At 72.0% G+C, this 14,413-nt stretch carries 14 protein-coding genes and 3 pseudogenes; 9 read left to right on the plus strand and 8 right to left on the minus strand.

Annotated features, from left to right (window positions below; translation table 11 throughout):
- Positions 1-4 precede the first annotated feature (4 nt).
- Positions 5-376, minus strand: a complete 372-nt coding sequence (locus tag ACIP63_RS08625) for a cupin domain-containing protein (RefSeq protein ID WP_401512696.1) — start codon at positions 374-376, stop codon at positions 5-7.
- A gap of 280 nt (positions 377-656) precedes the next feature.
- Between ACIP63_RS08625 and ACIP63_RS08630 the strand changes: the two genes are divergently transcribed.
- Positions 657-1,604, plus strand: coding sequence for a C45 family autoproteolytic acyltransferase/hydolase (locus ACIP63_RS08630; protein WP_401512698.1), 948 nt, complete (start codon positions 657-659; stop codon positions 1,602-1,604).
- A 218-nt stretch (positions 1,605-1,822) separates the two neighbouring features.
- Positions 1,823-2,464: a TetR/AcrR family transcriptional regulator gene (locus ACIP63_RS08635; protein ID WP_401512700.1), complete on the plus strand. Its 642-nt coding sequence runs from the start codon at positions 1,823-1,825 to the stop codon at positions 2,462-2,464.
- 25 nt (positions 2,465-2,489) lie between these two features.
- Here the strand turns inward: ACIP63_RS08635 and ACIP63_RS08640 are convergent, their stop codons facing one another.
- The gene (locus ACIP63_RS08640) at positions 2,490-3,449 is read right to left on the minus strand and encodes an endonuclease/exonuclease/phosphatase family protein (RefSeq protein WP_401512702.1); all 960 of its coding nucleotides are present in this window, start codon (positions 3,447-3,449) and stop codon (positions 2,490-2,492) included.
- Between the two features lie 41 nt (positions 3,450-3,490).
- On the minus strand, positions 3,491-4,249 hold the full coding sequence (locus ACIP63_RS08645; RefSeq protein WP_401512704.1) for a GDSL-type esterase/lipase family protein: 759 nt from the start codon (positions 4,247-4,249) through the stop codon (positions 3,491-3,493).
- Between ACIP63_RS08645 and ACIP63_RS08650 the strand changes: the two genes are divergently transcribed.
- Both ACIP63_RS08650 and ACIP63_RS08655 read left to right on the plus strand, forming a co-directional pair.
- Positions 4,248-5,240 (plus strand): WD40 repeat domain-containing protein, encoded by a 993-nt coding sequence (locus ACIP63_RS08650; protein ID WP_401512706.1) that lies wholly within the window; start codon positions 4,248-4,250, stop codon positions 5,238-5,240. The two genes, ACIP63_RS08645 and ACIP63_RS08650, sit on opposite strands and share 2 nt — an antisense overlap.
- A gap of 100 nt (positions 5,241-5,340) precedes the next feature.
- Positions 5,341-6,009 (plus strand): histidine phosphatase family protein, encoded by a 669-nt coding sequence (locus ACIP63_RS08655; protein WP_401512708.1) that lies wholly within the window; start codon positions 5,341-5,343, stop codon positions 6,007-6,009.
- Here ACIP63_RS08655 and ACIP63_RS08660 read toward each other — a convergent pair.
- Positions 6,006-7,145, minus strand: a complete 1,140-nt coding sequence (locus tag ACIP63_RS08660; protein WP_401512709.1) for a serine hydrolase domain-containing protein — start codon at positions 7,143-7,145, stop codon at positions 6,006-6,008. The genes ACIP63_RS08655 and ACIP63_RS08660 overlap by 4 nt on opposite strands.
- A gap of 256 nt (positions 7,146-7,401) precedes the next feature.
- Between ACIP63_RS08660 and ACIP63_RS08665 the strand changes: the two are divergent.
- Positions 7,402-7,482, plus strand: a pseudogene (locus ACIP63_RS08665) (hypothetical protein); the annotation flags it as partial.
- Here ACIP63_RS08665 and ACIP63_RS08670 read toward each other — a convergent pair.
- Positions 7,446-8,354, minus strand: a pseudogene (locus ACIP63_RS08670) (LysR family transcriptional regulator); the annotation flags it as partial. The pseudogenes ACIP63_RS08665 and ACIP63_RS08670 sit on opposite strands and share 37 nt — an antisense overlap.
- A gap of 107 nt (positions 8,355-8,461) precedes the next feature.
- Here ACIP63_RS08670 and ACIP63_RS08675 point away from each other — a divergent pair.
- Entirely contained in the window at positions 8,462-9,310 is an 849-nt protein-coding gene (locus tag ACIP63_RS08675; RefSeq protein WP_401512710.1) for an oxidoreductase, read from the plus strand.
- Between the two features lie 72 nt (positions 9,311-9,382).
- On the opposite strand, the gene ACIP63_RS08680 is transcribed toward ACIP63_RS08675, so the two are convergent.
- Positions 9,383-9,784, minus strand: a complete 402-nt coding sequence (locus ACIP63_RS08680; RefSeq protein ID WP_104788030.1) for a PPOX class F420-dependent oxidoreductase — start codon at positions 9,782-9,784, stop codon at positions 9,383-9,385.
- Positions 9,785-9,929: 145 nt separating this feature from the next.
- Here ACIP63_RS08680 and ACIP63_RS08685 point away from each other — a divergent pair.
- From ACIP63_RS08685 to ACIP63_RS08695, 3 genes and pseudogenes are all read left to right on the plus strand, one after another.
- Positions 9,930-10,043 (plus strand): annotated as a pseudogene (locus ACIP63_RS08685) (ABC transporter permease); the annotation flags it as partial.
- A gap of 32 nt (positions 10,044-10,075) precedes the next feature.
- On the plus strand, positions 10,076-10,630 hold the full coding sequence (locus ACIP63_RS08690; RefSeq protein ID WP_401512712.1) for a GNAT family N-acetyltransferase: 555 nt from the start codon (positions 10,076-10,078) through the stop codon (positions 10,628-10,630).
- Positions 10,631-10,720: 90 nt separating this feature from the next.
- The gene (locus ACIP63_RS08695; RefSeq protein ID WP_401512714.1) at positions 10,721-12,457 is read left to right on the plus strand and encodes a GAF domain-containing SpoIIE family protein phosphatase; all 1,737 of its coding nucleotides are present in this window, start codon (positions 10,721-10,723) and stop codon (positions 12,455-12,457) included.
- A gap of 4 nt (positions 12,458-12,461) precedes the next feature.
- On the opposite strand, the gene ACIP63_RS08700 is transcribed toward ACIP63_RS08695, so the two are convergent.
- Positions 12,462-13,073 (minus strand): Uma2 family endonuclease, encoded by a 612-nt coding sequence (locus ACIP63_RS08700; RefSeq protein WP_401512716.1) that lies wholly within the window; start codon positions 13,071-13,073, stop codon positions 12,462-12,464.
- Between the two features lie 150 nt (positions 13,074-13,223).
- A complete protein-coding gene (serC, locus tag ACIP63_RS08705; protein ID WP_401512718.1) occupies positions 13,224-14,342 on the minus strand; it encodes a phosphoserine transaminase in 1,119 nt (372 codons plus the stop codon).
- Positions 14,343-14,413: the final 71 nt, after the last annotated feature.

Here is a 14,413-nt window from a genome sequence, read left to right on the forward strand (position 1 = left end):
GGGTTCAGCCGAGGATTTCGGCCTGCTTGGTCATGGGACCGCCCGCGTCGCCGGTGTTGACCGTCCCCGCCGGTTCGAGCAGCAGAATGGCGGTCTCCTCCTCGGCCACCGGGCAGTGCTCCACGCCGCGGGGGACGACGAAGAGCTCGCCGGGGCCGAGCGTGACGTCCCCGTCCCGGAGCTGGATGGTCAACCGGCCGGTGACGACCAGGAACAGTTCGTCGGTGTCCTCATGGGTGTGCCAGACGAACTCGCCCTTCACCTTGGCGAGTTTCACCTCGTAGTCGTTGACGTCCGCCACGATCTTCTGTGACCACAGCTCGCTGATCTGCGCGAGCTTGTCGGCGAGGACGACGGGGACGGGGAGCGTGGGCATGGTGAGTCCTTCGGCGAGGCTGTCGGCCCTGGGCGGTTGCCACGGGCGTCGCGGCCAGCTTGCCGTGCCCGAACTCGCGCTGTCTTGTACGTTCCTGGCCGGGCATCCCGTCCCTACGTCGCCGGGGCGGCGGGGTGTGCAGGTGGAGGTGGACCGCGACCGAGGGAGAGGTCCTGTGCTGAGGAGGCGCGTCACCGCGGTGGTGGCGCCTGCTGTGAATCACCCTGCACATGTCGCTAGGTTGCGGTCGTCCCGCCCGGCTGCCCCAGGAGTGATCGGCATGGCTCAGCGACGTATGACCTTCCACGCCCTGGAGGTCGGTGACGGGAGCGACGGGCGGTGGGCCGCCCATGCTCGGGCGGTGTGGGCGCCGGCCGCGGAGAACTGGCTGAGCGCGGAGAGCCTGACGCCGGAGGGCGTCGCGCGGGCGCGGGAGCTGTTCGAGTCGCACCTGCCGAAGCTGGTCCCGGTGCTCGACCGGCTCGCCGCGCAGCTGGACTTCCCCGGCAGCGGGACCTACCTCACGCACGCGGGGATGCGACCGTTCTTCTCGTCCTGCACCCAGTACGGCGCCCCGGGCACCCTGCTGCGGAACTACGACTTCAGCCCGGACATGTGCGAAGGCACCCTGGTGTCCTCGCACTTCCTGCGCCCCGTGATCGGGACGCAGGAAGCCGGGTGGGGGTTGCTGGACGGGATGAACGACGCAGGGCTCGCCGTGTCCCTCACCTTCGGCGGGCGGTTCGTCCACCGGCCGGGCCTGACCATCCTCATCGTGCTGCGCTACCTGCTGGAGACCTGCTCGACCGTCGACGAGGCCCTCGACACCCTGCGGCCGATACCCGTCGCGATCCCGCAGAACGTCACCTTGGCCGACCCGGACCGGGCGGTGACCGTCTACGTGGGCCCCGACATCCCGATGACCGTGGCGCCGGACGCCTGCGCCGCCAACCACCAGCATCTGGAGGTGCCCGACGGCCAGGAGCAGGTGACCCGGACCCAGGAGCGGCTGGCCGCTGTCCGCGCGACGGGGCCGGACGTCGCGGCCATGCTGGAGCCGCCGCTGTACCAGTACGCCTACGACGAGGGCCTCGGCACGCTGTACACGGCGGACTACCGTCCGGCCGAGGGCCGCGTGACGTACCACTGGCCGGGGGAGAGCTGGGAACAGTCCTTCGGCGGCTTCACGTCCGGGACACGCACCGTGGACATCGGCCGGCGCGTGTGAGGGCCGGTTCGGCGGCGTACCCCTTGGTGCACATCCGTGCGAGCGCTCACCGGTCCTGGCGGACTGTCGGCGTGGCGGCGCGCCGCGGGAGGCGTAGGGCCGGACGTACCAGGACAATGGCGCACGCGCCATCCCGTGGCGCCCGCGCCCTCTCCGGCCCGCGCGACCGCTCGACGGCGGTCGTGGGCACCGGATGTGCGGCAGACCAAGGAGGACCCGTGGTGGATGTCCCGGTGGAGCAACTGACCGGCACGGTCGACGGTATGCGTACGCGGGCCCGTGGGCAGCTCCTCGACGCCGGCCTGGAGCTGTTCGGGGTGTACGGCTACGCGCAGACGTCGGACTACGCCCTGTGCGCGACGGCCGGGGTGTCGGAGGAGGTGCTCCGGGAGGAGTTCGGCTCCCGGGAGGGCCTGTTGATGGCCCTGCACAACCAGATCACGACAGCCGGACTGCGGGCGTCCGAAGTGGCCCTGCTCTCCGAGGGGATGGACGACTGCCCGCTGGAGCAGCGCTTCCGGCGGCTCTTCGACGCCTATGTGTCGGCGGTGACCCGGGACCTGCGTGAGGCGCGGGTGACGTTCGTCGAGGTGCTCGGCGTGAGCCCGGCCGTGGACGCGCACTGCAAGCGGTGGCGCGACCTGTGGACCGACTTCCTGACCGGTGAGGCCGAACGTGCCGCTGTGCGCGGCGAGGTGGAGGAGCGGGACCACCGGGTCGTGGTGATGGTGATGGTGGGCACGGTCCACGAGCTCATGGCGCACCACGCCCGCCGCCCGCGCAGGGCCCGGCCCGACGAGGTGTCGGAGGAACTGACCAAGCTGGGGCTCGCGATGCTCGGGATCGAGATGGCGGGCTGAACCCCGGGCCGTCCCGGTGCACCGCTCAGAACCTGATGTCCGCCGCTATGGGCAGGTGGTCGCTGCCGGTGGCGGGCAGCGGCCGGACGCGGGCGACCGTCGCGGACCGGGTGAGGACCTGGTCGATCCGGGCCACCGGGAGTTTCGCGGGCCAGCTGAACGCGAAGCCGGGGCCCGGAGCGTCCATCAGCGAGGTGACCGGCTCCAGGCCTCGGTCGTCCAGCGTGCCGTTGAGGTCTCCGAGGAGGATCACCCGGTCCAGGGGCTCGGCGGCGATGGCCTCGCCCAGGAGAGCGGCGCTCTCGTCCCGCCGCCCGGAGGTGAGCCCGGTCGCCCCGATCCGGACCGAGGGCAGGTGCGCGACGTACACGGCGACCTCGCCCCGCGGTGTACGGGCGGTCGCCCGCAGGCCCCGGTCCCAGCCCGCGCCGACGTCCTTCGGCCTGATGTCCACCAGGCGTACGCCGTTGAGGGGGTGCTTCGACCAGAGGCCGACCGTGCCCTTCGTCGCGTGGTGGGGGTAGTCCGCGGCCAGGGCCTCCTCGAACGCGGGCAGGGCCGGTGCCGTCAGCTCCTCCAGGGCGACGATGTCGGCGCCCGTCCCCGCCAACGCCCGCGCGGTGGCGGCCGGGTCGGGGTTCACGTCGCTGACGTTGTGCTGGACCACGGTGAACGTGCCGTCCGGTGCCCGGTCCCCGGGGAACAGCAGGCCCCCGAAGAGCACCGCCCAGGCGGCCACGGGCAGCAGCAGCGCCGCCGACGCCAGGAGCGAGCGGCGCAGGAGAGCCGGGACCAGCAGGACCGGGACGGCCAGTCCGAGCCAGGGGAGGAAGGTCTCCATCAGGCTCCCGACGCGGCCCGGGGTGTTGGGGACCAGGCCGGGGAAGACCGGAAGGACGGCCGCCAGGAGGCAGAGCAGGGCGGTCACGCGGCCCCGCTCCCAGCTCCAGCCGGGCGCCCGCCCGTCCCGCTTCTTCTTCGTCACGCGTTCATGCTCCAGCCCGCGGGTGTGAGGGTCAGGGGGGATCAGGCCGCCGCCAGCGCCCCCGCGTACGGGCCGCCCACGCCCCAGGCCTGGTGCATCGCGTCGGCGAAGGCTCCGGCCAGCTTGTGCTCGCCGGTGGGGCCGGGGTGGGTGCCGTCGTAGGTGTCCGTGTGGATGTCGTAGCCCGCGGGGTGCGAGGCCAGCAGGACCGGGGACGACGGGGTGTCCAGGTCGGCGACCGCCTTCGCGAGGAGCGTGTTGAAGCGCTCGCACTCGGCGGCGAACGGTGCGTCGGACTCCGCCCGGATGTTCGGGATGACGGGGAGCAGAACCAGCCTGATCCGCGGGTTGGCGGTGCGGGCCGCGGCGATGAACTCCCGGGCGTTCGCGGCCGTCTGCGTGCTGTCCGTGTAGAAGCCGAGGTCTATCAGGCCGAGCGAGACCAGCAGGACGTCGGCGCGGGCCGCCGTGACCGTGTCCGCGATGGCCGGGGCCATGTGGAGCCAGCCCTCGCCCCAGCCGGCCAGGTGGCGGCGGGCGGGCGTGGGGAAGGCCGGGTCGGCGTAGGCGTGGGAGAGCGGGGCGTTCGCCTCGGTGTCGTACAGCTCCGTACGCGGGCCGGTGATCGCGTACCCGCCGTGGCCGAGGGTCGCCTCGAGGTGCTGCCACATGCGGTAGCGCCAGGTGAAGTCGCCGGAACGCCCGATGGTCATGGAGTCGCCGACGAAGAGAAAACGCATGGCGACATCATGGCCGATCACCGCTCCGGCCTGCGACGTGACAGTGGACACTTGTGCCATGAGATCGCTGCTGACCGCCTCCGCCGCCGCCACCCTCCTGTTCCTGACGGGGACGGTGCCCGCCGTCGCGGACGACGGGGACGGGGCGGACCGGACCTTCACGATCGAGGACTCCCGCATCACCGAGTCCAGCGGTCTCGCCGCCAGCCGGATCCACCCGGGGATCTACTGGACGCACAACGACAGCGACGACGGGCCGTACGTCTACGCCGTCGACTCCCGGACCGGGAAGACCGTGGCGACGATCACCATGAAGGGCGTGGGGGAGCCACGCGACGTGGAGGCGATCTCCGTCGGGCCCGACGGGAATCTGTACGTCGGGGACATCGGTGACAACCTCGACGGCTCCTGGGACCACGTCTGGATCTACCGCTTCCCCGAGCCGAAGCGGCTCGCGGACGCCACGGTGCGGGCGACGCAGTTCGACGTGACGTACGCGGACGGGGCACGCAACGCCGAGGCGATGATGGTCCACCCCAGGACCGGGCGGGTCTACATCGCCTCGAAGAGGGAGGGCGGCGGCGGGCTCTACGAGGGCCCCGAGAAGCTGACCGCCGGCGGGGCCAACGTCTTCCGGCGCGTGGGCGAGGTGCCGTGGGTGACGGACGGGGCGTTCTCGCCGGACGGCAAGGAGCTGGTGCTGCGCTCCTACTTCAGCGCCCGCCGCTACGCCTTCGAGGACGGCCGGCTCGGCGCCGACCACGCGGTGAGCGTGCCGCTCCAGGGGCAGTCCGAGTCGGTGACGTACACGGCGGACGGCTCGGCGATGATGTTCGGCTCCGAGGGGGAGGGGAGCGAAGTGGTGCGCGTCGAGGTGGAGGGCGGGGGCGGGGGCGGCGGCGAGTCCTCGCCGAACGGCGGGGGCGGCGGGACGTCCTCCGAGGACGGCGGGGAGGACGGCGTCTCGAAGAAGGGCACCGCCACGGGCGGCGCCGTGGCCGTCGTCGTCATCGTGCTGGCCCTGATCGCGGCCAAGCGCCGCCGGGGGTAGGGCGCGAGTCGTCCGGGTCACCCGGCGGGCCCTCGAAGAAGTGGTCCCGCAGTGGCAGAGTGGAAGACCGCCCCCTGCCACTCCGGAGACAGATCTGTTTATGCGGCTGCTGCTCATTCGCCACGGTCAGACCCCTTCCAACGTCAAGCGTCTGCTGGACACCGCGGAGCCAGGCCCCGCCCTGACCCCGCTGGGCCAGGAGCAGGCGGCGGCGCTCCCGGACGCGCTGGCGGCGGAGAGGATCGACGCCCTCTACGCCTCCACCCTGCTCCGCACCCAGCTCACCGCGGCACCCCTGGCGGCGCGGACGGGGCTGGAGGTCCGGGTGCGGGACGGGCTCCGGGAGCTGTCCGCCGGGGACCTCGAGATGCGCGGGGACGACCAGGCCGTCGAGACCTACATGACCACGGCCTTCGCCTGGTCGGCGGGGGACACCGGGCTCCGTATGCCGGGCGGCGAGAACGGCGTGGAGGCGCTGCGGCGTTACGACGCCGTCATCGACGAGGCCGCGGCCACCGGAGCGGAGACCGTGGCCATGGTCAGCCATGGCGCCGCCATCCGCATGTGGGCGGCGGCCCGGGCCGGGAACATCGACGTCGACTTCGCGTCCGCCCGCGCGCTGCGGAACACCGGGGTCGTCATCCTCTCCGGAGCTCCCGGCGAGGGCTGGCGGGTGCTGCACTGGGAAGACCGGGCACTCGGCGCGGAGGACAGCGGCGACGAGGCGGCCGGCCCCGCGGGGGAGGCCGTCGACGGTACGGAGGACTAGGGCCCCTCGTGTGACCGGCACAGCTCCCGCTCCACGAGGGCGGTCATGGCCTCCTCGGTCTGCGGGCCGCCGTCACCGGTGACGTACACCACCGCCGTCCGGGTCCCGTCCCGGGTGACGCCGGCCCAGGTGAGGTAGCCGAGCAGTTCGCCCCTGTGCCCGAAGTAGCTGCCGCCGCAGGACAGCGGGATCTCGGCCAGGCCGAGTCCGTAGTTCACGCCCAGCTCGGGCGCGAGCTCCGTGGACGTCATCTCGTGGAGCTGTGCCGGAGCCAGCAGACGGCCGTCGAGCAGTGCGGCGTAGAACCGGGTCAGGTCGTGCGTGGTGCTGATGACCGAGCCGCTGCCGACGGCCATGCTCGGGTTGAGCACCGTGACGTCGGTGCCGAACGCGTAGGCATGTGCGTGCGGGCCCAGGATGAACGGGAAGGTGCCGGGCGTGCTGGTGTCCCGCAGGCCCAGCGGGCGGATGATCCGGTCCGTCACCTCCCGTTCCCAGCTCCGGCCGGTGACCTTGTGGATGATCATCGCGGCGAGAACGTAGTTGGTGTTGGAGTACGACCAGCCGTCGTCGCCCGGGGGGAATTCGGGGGAGTTCCGCATCGCCTGCCTCACCAGGCCCTCGGCGGTGAAGGTGCGGAACCTGTCGGCCCGATAGCCGTCCGCGCTGTTCAAGGCGGGTATCTTCGGCCCGACATCATGAATCCCGCTGGTGTGCTGCAGGAGGCGCCGCACGGTGATCAGGCCGCCGTCGTTGCCGTTGCCCTGGACGACTCCCGGGAGCCACTGCTCGACGGTGTCCTCCAGTGACATCCGCCCCTCGCCGACGAGTTGCAGCACGACCGTGGCGGTGAAGGTCTTGGTGGCGCTGCCGATCCGGAACCTGCCGTTCTGCGGCATCGGCCGCGTGGTGCCCCGCTGGGCCGTCCCCGCCCGCGCCCTATCACGTGTGTGCGGTGACGTCACTTCGGCAAGCACGCCGACGGCTCCGGTGTCATGGATCGCGTCCACCTGCTGCTGGAGCGGATCGGCCTGCCGCGGCATCGCCGTCGCCGGCCCGGTCGATGCGGTGAGGAGGGCCACGGCCAGGCTGGTCAGGGCCAGCAGGCCTCGCCGGCGCCTGTTCGGCACATGCATGGTGATCCCTTTTCTGTTCGGGCTGCCCGCGCGTTCAGGGACCGCTCGGGCCGTGGCCGGAGCCGTTTCGTCCCCGGAGCCGGTGGTCGGCGACCATCCCACCAGTGGAGAGGGGATCGGCCCATCCGGCTTTCCCCCTGATGCACCGACGCGCTGTCCTCAGGGCGTGCCGGGGGAAGGCCCCACGGCGGACTCCTGAACGGCGGGGACAGCGGAGGGCCAGGCGTCGCGGGCCGGGCGGGACCTCGCGGGCACGGCCTACGGCTTCTCGCCGCCGAGGGACACGCCGGAAGGCGCTCCCGTCCCGGCGGCCAGCTCCTTCGCCCCGGCCAGATAGGCGCGTACCAGGGGGCGTTCGTCGTCGCGGCGGGCCGCCACCGCCAGTTCCGACGGGGTGATGCCCCGGACCGGCAGGCAGATGACGTGGTCGCGGGCGATCAGCGGGGCGTTTCCGGACGCCAGCAGCGCCACGCCCTGCCCGTTGGCCACGGCCTCATGGGTCTCCTCGGCGCTGGCGATCACGCCCCCGATCACCGGCTCCCGGCCGCCACGGGCGTCCAGGGCCAGCCAGTGGTCCCGCATCGGTCCGGCGTCCGGAGGCAGGGCGAGGAAGGGCTCGTCCAGGAAGTCCGTGAAGTCGGCCATGCCCTCGGGGTCCTCGTACGCCCGCGCCGCGAGTGGGTGGTCGTCCGGCATGGCGATCAGCCTCGGCTCACGGGCCACGACCACGCAGCGGTACCGCCCGGCATCCGGCAGCGGCAGCCAGACGAACGACACATCGCACGAACCGTCCGCCAACCCCGCGCTCGCATCCGCCCAGTTGACCTGGCGCAGGACCGGGCGGACCGTGGGGAAGCGGGCGGTGAGGCGGGCCCGCAGGGCGGGCAGCAGGCCGCGGCCCGGGCTCGTGGACATACCGATGGTCAGTGTGGTCCGCTCGGCGGCCTTCGCCTCCTCCAGCGCCTGCTCCGCCGCCGTCCAGGCCGCCAGCACCGCGCGGGCGTGCGGCAGCAGGGCCTCGCCGGCCGCCGTGAGCCGGACCGTACGCCGGTCCCGGACGAAGAGGTCGGTGCCGGTCTGCTTCTCCAGCATCCGTATCTGCTTGCTCAGCGCGGGCTGCGACACGAAGAGCCTCTCGGCGGCCCGGGTGAAGCTCAACTCCTCGGCCACAGCGGTGAAGTAGCGGAGATCGCGCCCGTGGACGTCCATAACTCATGGCTATCACAGGAAGTCTTGGACGCGCCCCGGGGCCCGGGTGAAGGGTGGGACCTGTCGACGGGAACGGTCCCGGACGGCGGGCGACGAGGGAGACCATCATGAGCGCGAACGACGGCAAGGTGTGGCTGGTCACCGGGGCGAACAGCGGCTTCGGGCGCGCCGTCGCGGAGGCCGCGGTCGCCGCCGGCGACACCGTGATCGCCGCGGTCCGGCGGACCTCGGCGATGGACGACCTGGTCGCCGCCCACCCCGACCAGGTCGAGGCGATCGGCCTCGACATCACCGACGGCGAGCGGGTGGACGAGGTCGCCGCCGATGTCCTGGCCCGCTACGGCAGGGTGGACGTCCTGGTCAACAACGCCGGGCGCACCCAGGTCGGAGCGTTCGAGGAGACCACGGAGCGGGAGCTGCGGGACCTCTTCGACCTGCATGTCTTCGGTCCCGCCCGGCTGACCCGGGCTGTCCTGCCGAGCATGCGGGAGCGGCGCAGCGGGGCGGTGGTCATGATGAGCAGTATGGGAGGCCAGCTGTCCTTCCCCGGCTTCTCGGCCTACAGCGCCACCAAGGCCGCGCTGGAACAGCTCTCCGAGGGACTGGTCGACGAGGTGCGGCCCTTCGGCATCAAGGTGCTGATCGTGGAGCCGGGCGCCTTCAGGACCAACCTCTTCGGCAAAGGCGCGGCGTACTTCAGTGAGGAGATCCCGGCCTACACCGGTACGGCCGGTGTGACCCGGCGGATGGTGCAGGCCGGTGGAGGAGACGCGCCGGGCGACCCGGTGAAGGCCGCGGCGGCGATCCGGCTGGCGCTGGAGGCCGGGCAGACCCCTCTGCGGCTGCCGCTCGGCGGGGACGCGGTGGACGCCCTCGCCGGTCACCTGGACTCGGTGCGGGCGGAGCTGACCGAGTGGGAGAAGGTCTCCCGGGGCACGGACTTCGACGGCGCCTGACCCCCGGCCCGCCGCATCGCCCGCCGCCGTGCCGTGCCGGCAGCGGTGCTCGGCGGCCCCTGCCCGGTCCGCTCAGACGTCGTCGGTGAAGGGCCGCAGCTCGTAGTGGAGCGTGCGGTCGCGCTTCAGCCGGTGGGTGAGCGGGACGGCGACGCCCTGGAGCGCCGGGTACTTCCGGGAGAGCGTCCGGGCGGCGTGGGTGTTCTCCTTCGAGTCCTGAGGCAGGAGCCGCGCCCATGCCTTCACCGGCGGCCCTGTCGGCGCGCCCCGCACGGTGCACGGGGCAATCTCCACGACCGGGTGGTTACGCATCCGGTCGACCTTCCAGGCCGAGGAGAACGTACGGATGTAGGCGTGGTCCCCCTCGACGGCGATGCTGACGGGGGTCCTGGCAGCTGATCCGTCCGGCCTGCGGCTGCTGAGCAGGACGGTGTACTGCTTCACGAAGGGCTCTAGCTCACGGATCGTCTCCATACATCCCATGGTGCATGAAAACGGAGTGGTCCGGGCTTTTCGGTCACTGTTCCTCGCGCTGCCGGACCAGGTTCTCGAGGCCCTCGATGATGCGGCCCAGGCCGAAGGCGAAGTGGTCGAAGCCGGAGGCGAACGCATCCTCCGGCAGGGCACCTGGGTCGAGGAACACGCCCTGCTGATGGCACCGGTGTGGCCCTTGGTGATCACGCTGGTGTTCCTGCCGCTCGCCGTACGCGGATTTCAGCGGCTCAGCCGCTGATCTCCGGCGGGGCTCCGCGTAGGCTCCGCCCCATGCAGGTCAACGCGGCCCCCGAGCCGTTCTCCACCTCCCGTCTCGACGCGCTCCCGCTCGACGTCGCGCACGCGGAGGAGATGGCCGTGGTCCTCTTCGACCCCGCCCTGCACACCTACACGGGAGGCACCCCGGAGGACGCCGGCACCCTGCGCGCCCGCTACGAGCGCCAGACCGCCGGCTCGCCCGACCCCGCCGAACGCTGGTGGAACTGGGTGCTCCGGGTGCGTGCCGACGGGTACCTGGCCGGTTACGTCCAGGCCACCGTGCGCGGGGCGCGCGCGGAGGTCGCCTGGGTGGTCGGGACCCGGTGGCAGGGCAGGGGATACGCCAAGGAGGCGGCGGCCGGCCTGGTCCGGTACCTGCTGGACCAGGGCTCCGTCCGCACCGTCGTCGCCCACATCCACCCCGGCCACGCGGCGTCCGCCGCCGTGGCCTCGGCCGCCGGGCTGCTGCCGACGGGCGAAAGGGAGGACGGCGAGGTGCGGTGGCGGCGGGACGCGTCCAGGGACGCCGCGCCGGGCCGGGTGGCGGACGCCGGGCAAGGTCCCTGATCACGACATGGCGGGAATTGTCTTATACCTTCGTAGAGCGCGGTGCGTGGACACCGCCACGGCTGCCGAGCGATCGACGGAGGCCCCGGGATGGGCGAGCTGGGGAGGCTGGAGGCGCTGCGGCTCGCCGGGCTCACGGCGGCGGCCGACCCCGGCATGGACCGGTTCGCGCGACTGGTCGCCCGGTTCCTCCGCGTCCCCGTCTCCCTGGTCTCGCTGCTGGAGACCGACCGGCAGGTCTTCCCCGGCATGGTCGGACTCGCCGAACCCTGGGCGGAACGGCGCGAGACGCCCCTGAGCCATTCCTTCTGCCAGCACGTCGTCATGGACGGCCGGCCGCTGGTCCTGGAGGACACACGGGCACACCCGCGCACCTGCGCCAGTCTCGCCATCCCCGACCTCCAGGTGATCGCGTACGCCGGGATGCCGCTCACGGACGCCGACGGACAGGTCCTGGGATCGCTCTGCGCCATCGGCCACGAGCCCCGGAAGTGGACCGAGGGCGAACTGCAGGACCTCGAGGACCTCACGGCCGCCTGCTCGGTGGAACTGCGCCTGCGGATCGCCTCCGAGCAGATCCGGCAGGATCGCGACCACGCCGACCTGCTGCTGCGCGCCTCCGTCGAGCTGGGCCACTCCCATGACCTCACGGACCTCACCCGGCGCCTGCGCCACGTGTTCGACGGCCCTCACGAGCCGTCCTTCGTGGGTCTGCTGCTCGCCGACCGCCAAGGGCTGTGGCGCGTGATCGACCCGGACGACGTGAAGCCCGTGGAGAGGGTCATCGACCGTCTGGACATGGACGCCGGTTTCCCCAGCACGCGGGCCATGCGCGAACAGCGCACCGTCTTCGTCCCGGACCACGACGCGCTCGTGGCCGGCTTCAGCCCCGAGGCCGTCGCCGGGTACGACACGCTGGGCATCCGCTCCGTGCTGTGCGTACCGCTGCCGGGCGGCCGTGGGGTGCTGATGTGGTGCTGGCCCCAGCCGCACGTCCTGGCGGTGACGGAAGAGGCGGCCCTCACCGCGGTGGCCGGGTACGCGGGCCAGGCGGTGGACCGCACCCTGTTCGTCGAGACCCGGCTCAGCACCGCCGAACAGCTCCAGGCCGCGATGCTGACCGACCTCCCGGACGTGCCGGGCCTGGACATGTCCGCCCTGTACCTGCCGGCCACCGACCAGGACATGGTGGGCGGCGACTGGTACGACGCCTACCTCCTGCCGCCGCTCCCGGACGCCCCGCGGCGCGCCCTGATGCTGTCCATCGGCGACATCATCGGTCACGACGTCCAGGCCGCCGCCGTGATGGGGCAGATCCGCAGCATGCTGCGCATGGCCACCTTCGGACACCCCGCGCACTCACCCGCCGCCGCGCTGGACGCCGTCGACCGGGCCTTCGACGCGCTGCCGCTGGGCCCCGGCGCCACCGCGGTGCACGCCCGCCTCGACCCGGACGGCGGCCGGTGGCGTCTGACCTGGTCCAACGCCGGCCACCCACCGCCACTGCTCCGGACACCCGACGGCCGAGTCTCGGCCCTGGACGAGCACGACCTGCTCCTCCTCGGCACCCCGGCCGGCCCCGCACGCCACGACCACACGCGTGAACTCCCCCGGGGCAGCATGCTCCTGCTGTACACCGACGGGCTGGTGGAGCGCCGCGACAACGACATCGACGCGAGCATCGGCCAGGCGGCGTCCACCCTGGCGGCACACGGCGACGAGCCGCTCCCGCAGCTCCTGGAGGCGCTCTCCCACGGACTGGCGGACGCCCCTCAGCGGGACGACGTGGCCGTACTCGTCGTCCGCGTCACGGAGGGCGGGAGGTGACCGCTCAGGCGCGGGGGCGTCCGGCCTGCACCAACTCCGCCACGTCCAGCGCCACTTCGGCACCGATGGAGTCGGGGAGCGCGGCGGTCTGACCGGGGGCGTACACCTCGTGGTTGTCGTAGGTGCCGCCGGTGGGTTCGGTGAGGACGTGGAGGCGGCTGTGCTTGCGGTCGACGATCACATAGACCGGGATCTTGGCCTCGGCGTACGCGGTGACCTTGTTGCGCAGGTCGCTCTTGTAGTTCCCGGAGGTCACCTCCAGCACGAGGCGGAAGACGGCCGGGTCGTAGCAGTTGTTCTCGACCAGGTGCTCGTCGAAGTCGGCGTCGACGATGGCGAGGTCCGGGATGGCGTAGTCCTCGGGCCCGCCGGGCAGCCACAGGCCGATGGCCTGGAGGACCCTGGTCTCGTCGCCGTGGAGCCCTGCGGCAAGGAACGGGATCATGAGTGTGGTCAGCGCGTTGGCGTGCGGTCCGTCCGGGGGTGGGGCCACGGTGATGACGCCTCCGATGATCTCGACGCGATAACCCGGAAGCTGCTCCATGAGGTGGTTGGCCGTCACGAGCATCGGTTCCGGTTCATCGTCACAGGGGTGCTCGACTGCTGCTGCAGACATTGAGGGCCCTCCTGGAATGGCTGGTGTCGAGGACATCATCGTAGGGCGGGACGCCCCACTTCGTCCCGCAGGCGGTTCATCACCCGGCTGAGTGAAGCAGAAACGGCCCTGCACACCGAGGTGTGCGGGGCCGTCCCGGACGGGTGACCGTCAGAGCTTGTCGATCACGTAGTCGATGCAGGCGGTGAGCGCCTGGACGTCCGCCGGGTCGATCGCCGGGAACATCGCCACGCGCAGCTGGTTGCGGCCCAGCTTGCGGTACGGCTCCGTGTCGACGATGCCGTTGGCGCGGAGCACCTTGGCGACGGCCGCCGCGTCGATGCCGTCCTCGAAGTCGATCGTGCCGATGACCTGCGAGCGCTTCGCCGGGTCGGTGACGAACGGGGTGGCGTACTTGGACTCCTCGGCCCAGCCGTACAGGTGCTGCGAGGACGCGGCCGTGCGGCCGGTCGTGAAGTCCAGGCCGCCCTGGGTGTTCATCCACTTCAGCTGCTCGTTCAGCAGGAAGAGGGTGGCCAGCGCCGGGGTGTTGTACGTCTGGTTCTTGAGGGAGTTGTCGATCGCCGTGGGCAGCGAGAAGAACTCCGGGACGTGCCGGCCCGAGGCGTGGACGCGCGCGGCGCGGTCCAGGGCGGCGGGGGAGAACACGCCGATCCACAGGCCGCCGTCGGAGGCGAAGGACTTCTGCGGGGCGAAGTAGTAGACGTCCGTCTCGGTGATGTCGACCGGCAGGCCGCCCGCGCCGGAGGTGGCGTCCACCAGGACGAGGGAGCCCTCGTCGGCGCCGGCGACCCGCTTGACGGGGGCAGCGACACCGGTGGAGGTCTCGTTGTGGGTGAAGGCGTAGACGTCGACGCCCGCCTCGGCCTCCGGGTCCGGGTGGGTGCCCGGGTCCGAGGCGATGACGGTCGGGTCGGACAGCCACGGGGCGAGCTTGGCGGCCTTCGCGAACTTCGAGGAGAACTCGCCGAAGTTCAGGTGCTGGGACTTCGACTCGATCAGACCGTGCGTCGCGACGTCCCAGAAGGCGGTGGAGCCGCCGTTGCCCAGGATCACCTCGTATCCCTCGGGGAGGGAGAAGAGGCTGCGCACGCCGTCACGCACCTCGCCGACCAGGTTCTTGACCGGGGCCTGGCGGTGAGACGTACCGAGAAGAGAGGTGCCGGTCGCGGCCAGCGCGTCGACCGCCTCCGTCCGCACCTTGGAGGGCCCGGCGCCGAAACGTCCGTCGGCGGGCTTGAGGTCTGCGGGAATCTGGATGTCAGCCACGATCCGGAGCGTAGTCCCTCCCGGAAGCGGTCGAGGACCGTGTCCGTCCGATGAGACACACGCTCCGGATC

The sequence above is a fragment of the Streptomyces sp. NPDC088746 genome (genome assembly GCF_044751065.1).
Classification (GTDB): Bacteria; Actinomycetota; Actinomycetes; order Streptomycetales; family Streptomycetaceae; genus Streptomyces.